Source organism: Cnuibacter physcomitrellae (genome assembly GCF_014640535.1).
In the GTDB taxonomy this organism is placed as follows: domain Bacteria; phylum Actinomycetota; class Actinomycetes; order Actinomycetales; family Microbacteriaceae; genus Cnuibacter; species Cnuibacter physcomitrellae.
Window position 1 is genome coordinate 1 of sequence record NZ_BMHD01000005.1, and the last position, 5,505, is coordinate 5,505.

The window sequence follows — 5,505 nt, forward strand, 5'->3', positions numbered from 1 at the left end:
GGGTGCGTCCGATCCTTGAGAACTCAACAGCGTGCACTATGTTCAATGCCAAATTACCCCGTACTTCAGCTTTGGCTGGGGTTGGGATTCCTTTTGGATAACTAATGATTGTCAGTTGACAGTCTTTTAGTCAGATCAAGCTCGCTTTCTGTCCGCGTTTTCCCGTGGATGGTTGGCAAACATTTTTTATGGAGAGTTTGATCCTGGCTCAGGACGAACGCTGGCGGCGTGCTTAACACATGCAAGTCGAACGGTGAAGGTGGAGCTTGCTCTGCTGGATCAGTGGCGAACGGGTGAGTAACACGTGAGCAATCTGCCCCGAACTCTGGGATAACCACGGGAAACCGTGGCTAATACTGGATATGTCGAGTGACCGCATGGTCTGCTCGTGGAAAGATTTTTCGGTTCGGGATGAGCTCGCGGCCTATCAGCTTGTTGGTGAGGTAATGGCTCACCAAGGCGACGACGGGTAGCCGGCCTGAGAGGGTGACCGGCCACACTGGGACTGAGACACGGCCCAGACTCCTACGGGAGGCAGCAGTGGGGAATATTGCACAATGGGCGCAAGCCTGATGCAGCAACGCCGCGTGAGGGATGACGGCCTTCGGGTTGTAAACCTCTTTTAGCAGGGAAGAAGCGAAAGTGACGGTACCTGCAGAAAAAGCACCGGCTAACTACGTGCCAGCAGCCGCGGTAATACGTAGGGTGCAAGCGTTGTCCGGAATTATTGGGCGTAAAGAGCTCGTAGGCGGTCTGTCGCGTCTGCTGTGAAATCCCGAGGCTCAACCTCGGGCCTGCAGTGGGTACGGGCAGACTAGAGTGCGGTAGGGGAGAATGGAACTCCTGGTGTAGCGGTGGAATGCGCAGATATCAGGAAGAACACCGATGGCGAAGGCAGTTCTCTGGGCCGTAACTGACGCTGAGGAGCGAAAGCGTGGGGAGCGAACAGGATTAGATACCCTGGTAGTCCACGCCGTAAACGTTGGGCGCTAGATGTGGGGACCATTCCACGGTTTCCGTGTCGCAGCTAACGCATTAAGCGCCCCGCCTGGGGAGTACGGCCGCAAGGCTAAAACTCAAAGGAATTGACGGGGGCCCGCACAAGCGGCGGAGCATGCGGATTAATTCGATGCAACGCGAAGAACCTTACCAAGGCTTGACATACACGAGAACGGGCCAGAAATGGTCAACTCTTTGGACACTCGTGAACAGGTGGTGCATGGTTGTCGTCAGCTCGTGTCGTGAGATGTTGGGTTAAGTCCCGCAACGAGCGCAACCCTCGTTCTATGTTGCCAGCACGTGATGGTGGGAACTCATAGGAGACTGCCGGGGTCAACTCGGAGGAAGGTGGGGATGACGTCAAATCATCATGCCCCTTATGTCTTGGGCTTCACGCATGCTACAATGGCCGGTACAAAGGGCTGCGATACCGTAAGGTGGAGCGAATCCCAAAAAGCCGGTCTCAGTTCGGATTGAGGTCTGCAACTCGACCTCATGAAGTCGGAGTCGCTAGTAATCGCAGATCAGCAACGCTGCGGTGAATACGTTCCCGGGCCTTGTACACACCGCCCGTCAAGTCATGAAAGTCGGTAACACCCGAAGCCGGTGGCCTAACCCTTGTGGAGGGAGCCGTCGAAGGTGGGATCGGTGATTAGGACTAAGTCGTAACAAGGTAGCCGTACCGGAAGGTGCGGCTGGATCACCTCCTTTCTAAGGAGCATCTGGCACCTCTTGGGGTGTCCAGGCGCCAGTTCCGAAGCGAATGTCTTCGGCTGGTTGCTCATGGGTGGAACATTGACATAGGTGCTGCAGGATTCTGGCTGGTTCTAGTACGTCGCTTCGGTGACTGGAACGGATCGGTGAGAGGGTGGCAGCATATGCACGCTGTTGGGTCCTGAGGGACCGGGCCGGCACTGGAAGGTGTCGTTCTGAACCTCTGGACCCTTTCCTTGTTCCCGTCTGGGGGCTGGGGGAGGGTACCGCCCGTACTTTGAGAACTACACAGTGGACGCGAGCATCTTAGATTCGGACCCTTCGGGGTTCGTTTCACAGATCTGATTTATTAGATCATTGGTCAATCTCGGCACCTTCGGGTGTCGCGATCGATTCTAAAACTCATGTGATTTCAAGTTTCTAAGAGCAGACGGTGGATGCCTTGGCATCTGGAGCCGAAGAAGGACGTAGTAATCTGCGATAAGCCTCGGGGAGCTGATAAACGAGCTGTGATCCGAGGGTTTCCGAATGGGGAAACCCCGCCGGGCCCTTTGGGTGACCCGGTGACTCCCGCCTGAATATATAGGGCGGGTAGAGGGAACGTGGGGAAGTGAAACATCTCAGTACCCACAGGAAGAGAAAACAACAGTGATTCCGTTAGTAGTGGCGAGCGAACGCGGATGAGGCTAAACCGATCATGTGTGATAGCCGGCGGGCGTTGCATGGTCGGGGTTGTGGGACTCTCTTCACGATTCTGCCGGATCGTGGACGTGACAGAACATCATAGGCGAACGGCATTGAAAGGCCGGTCAGAGAGGGTGCCAACCCCGTAGCCGAAATGATGGTTCTGGCGTGGAGAGTATCCCAAGTAGCACGGGGCCCGAGAAATCCCGTGTGAATCTGTCAGGACCACCTGATAAGCCTAAATACTCCCAGATGACCGATAGCGGACAAGTACCGTGAGGGAAAGGTGAAAAGTACCCCGGGAGGGGAGTGAAATAGTACCTGAAACCGTCTGCTTACAAACCGTCGGAGCCTTCCTTGTGGGGGTGACGGCGTGCCTTTTGAAGAATGAGCCTGCGAGTTAGCGATATGTGGCGAGGTTAACCCGTGAGGGGTAGCCGTAGCGAAAGCGAGTCTTAAGAGGGCGATTCAGTCGCATGTCCTAGACCCGAAGCGAAGTGATCTATCCATGGCCAGGCTGAAGCGACGGTAAGACGTCGTGGAGGGCCGAACCCACTTCAGTTGAAAATGGAGGGGATGAGCTGTGGATAGGGGTGAAAGGCCAATCAAACTTCGTGATAGCTGGTTCTCTCCGAAATGCATTTAGGTGCAGCGTTGCGTGTTTCTTGCCGGAGGTAGAGCTACTGGATGGCCGATGGGCCCCAAAAGGTTACTGACGTCAGCCAAACTCCGAATGCCGGTAAGTGAGAGCGCAGCAGTGAGACGGTGGGGGATAAGCTTCATCGTCGAGAGGGAAACAACCCAGACCACCAACTAAGGTCCCTAAGCGCGTGCTAAGTGGGAAAGGATGTGGAGTTGCACAGACAACCAGGAGGTTGGCTTAGAAGCAGCCACCCTTGAAAGAGTGCGTAATAGCTCACTGGTCAAGTGATTCCGCGCCGACAATGTAACGGGGCTCAAGCACGCCACCGAAGTTGTGGCATTGACATTAGTGGTAGGCCTTCGTGGTCCAGCCGTGTTGATGGGTAGGAGAGCGTCGTGTCGCGAGTGAAGCGGCGGGGTAACCCAGCCGTGGACGCGACACGAGTGAGAATGCAGGCATGAGTAGCGAAAGACGGGTGAGAAACCCGTCCTCCGAAAGACCAAGGGTTCCAGGGCCAGGCTAATCCGCCCTGGGTAAGTCGGGACCTAAGGCGAGGCCGACAGGCGTAGTCGATGGACAACGGGTTGATATTCCCGTACCGGCGAAGAACCGCCCCAATCAATCCAGTAGTGCTAAGAGTCCTAACCCGGACCACTGATCCCCTTCGGGGGTGACGGGACCGGTCTAACGCTCGACCCCGTGCTGGTGCGGTTAGCGTATTAACAGGTGTGACGCAGGAAGGTAGCCGTACCGGGCGATGGTTGTCCCGGTGTAAGGATGTAGGGCGAGAGATAGGCAAATCCGTCTCTCACGATGCCTGAGATCTGACGCATATCCCTCACGGGAGAATTCGGTGATCCTATGCTGCCGAGAAAAGCATCGACGCGAGGTTCCAGCCGCCCGTACCCCAAACCGACTCAGGTGGTCAGGTAGAGAATACCAAGGAGATCGAGAGAATCGTGGTTAAGGAACTCGGCAAAATGCCCCCGTAACTTCGGGAGAAGGGGGGCCGGACACGTGAACCCACTTGCTGGGGGAAGCGTTGAAGGCCGCAGAGACCAGTGGGAAGCGACTGTTTACTAAAAACACAGGTCCGTGCCAAGTCGCAAGACGATGTATACGGACTGACGCCTGCCCGGTGCTGGAAGGTTAAGAGGAACGGTTAGCCGTAAGGCGAAGCTGAGAATTTAAGCCCCAGTAAACGGCGGTGGTAACTATAACCATCCTAAGGTAGCGAAATTCCTTGTCGGGTAAGTTCCGACCTGCACGAATGGCGTAACGACTTCCCAGCTGTCTCAACCGCGAACTCGGCGAAATTGCACTACGAGTAAAGATGCTCGTTACGCGCAGCAGGACGGAAAGACCCCGTGACCTTTACTACAGCTTGGTATTGGTGTTCGGTGTGGCTTGTGTAGGATAGGTGGGAGACTATGAAGCGGACACGCCAGTGTTCGTGGAGTCATTGTTGAAATACCACTCTGGTCACTCTGGATATCTAACTACGGACCCTGATCGGGTCCTGGGACAGTGCCTGGTGGGTAGTTTAACTGGGGCGGTTGCCTCCCAAAAAGTAACGGAGGCGCCCAAAGGTTCCCTCAACCTGGTTGGCAATCAGGTGTCGAGTGTAAGTGCACAAGGGAGCTTGACTGTGAGACTGACAAGTCGAGCAGGGACGAAAGTCGGGACTAGTGATCCGGCAGTGGCTTGTGGAAGCGCTGTCGCTCAACGGATAAAAGGTACCTCGGGGATAACAGGCTGATCTTGCCCAAGAGTCCATATCGACGGCATGGTTTGGCACCTCGATGTCGGCTCGTCGCATCCTGGGGCTGGAGTAGGTCCCAAGGGTTGGGCTGTTCGCCCATTAAAGCGGTACGCGAGCTGGGTTTAGAACGTCGTGAGACAGTTCGGTCCCTATCCGCTGCGCGCGCAGGAAATTTGAAAGGATCTGACCCTAGTACGAGAGGACCGGGTTGGACGAACCTCTGGTGTGTCAGTTGTTCCGCCAGGAGCACCGCTGATTAGCTACGTTCGGGATGGATAACCGCTGAAAGCATCTAAGCGGGAAGCCGGCCTTGAGATGAGATTTCCATCCCCCTCGGGGGGAGAGGCTCCCAGCCAGACGACTGGGTTGATAGGCCGGATGTGGAAGCGAGGCAACTCGTGGAGCTGACCGGTACTAATAAGCCGATAACTTGACAATCACTACACACATGCCGTTTGAAAAGGCTGGCAGGTGTGGCTGCGATGCTCGCGTCTACTATGTGGTTCTCGATGTACGGTCGAGAACCAGACACCACACTATTCGTGTGGACTGTCTGAAACACGGATACATCCATAGTGTTTCGGCGGCCATAGCGAGAGGGAAACGCCCGGCAACATTCCGAACCCGGAAGCTAAGCCTCTCAGCGCCGATGGTACTGCAGGGGCGACCCTGTGGGAGAGTAGGACACCGCCGGACTTACTTC

The 5,505-nt window shown here is 55.7% G+C and carries 3 rRNA genes; all 3 read left to right on the top strand.

What is annotated here, in order from left to right:
* Nucleotides 1-185: 185 nt before the first annotated feature.
* The 3 genes from IEX69_RS20705 to rrf all read left to right on the top strand — a co-directional run bounded on the left by IEX69_RS20705 (nucleotide 186) and on the right by rrf (nucleotide 5,498).
* Nucleotides 186-1,710 (top strand): 16S ribosomal RNA (locus tag IEX69_RS20705).
* A 413-nt stretch (nucleotides 1,711-2,123) separates the two neighbouring features.
* Nucleotides 2,124-5,240, top strand: a 23S ribosomal RNA gene (locus tag IEX69_RS20710).
* 141 nt (nucleotides 5,241-5,381) lie between these two features.
* Nucleotides 5,382-5,498 (top strand): 5S ribosomal RNA (gene rrf / locus IEX69_RS20715).
* The 16S, 23S and 5S rRNA genes sit together here, the layout of an rRNA operon.
* Nucleotides 5,499-5,505: the final 7 nt, after the last annotated feature.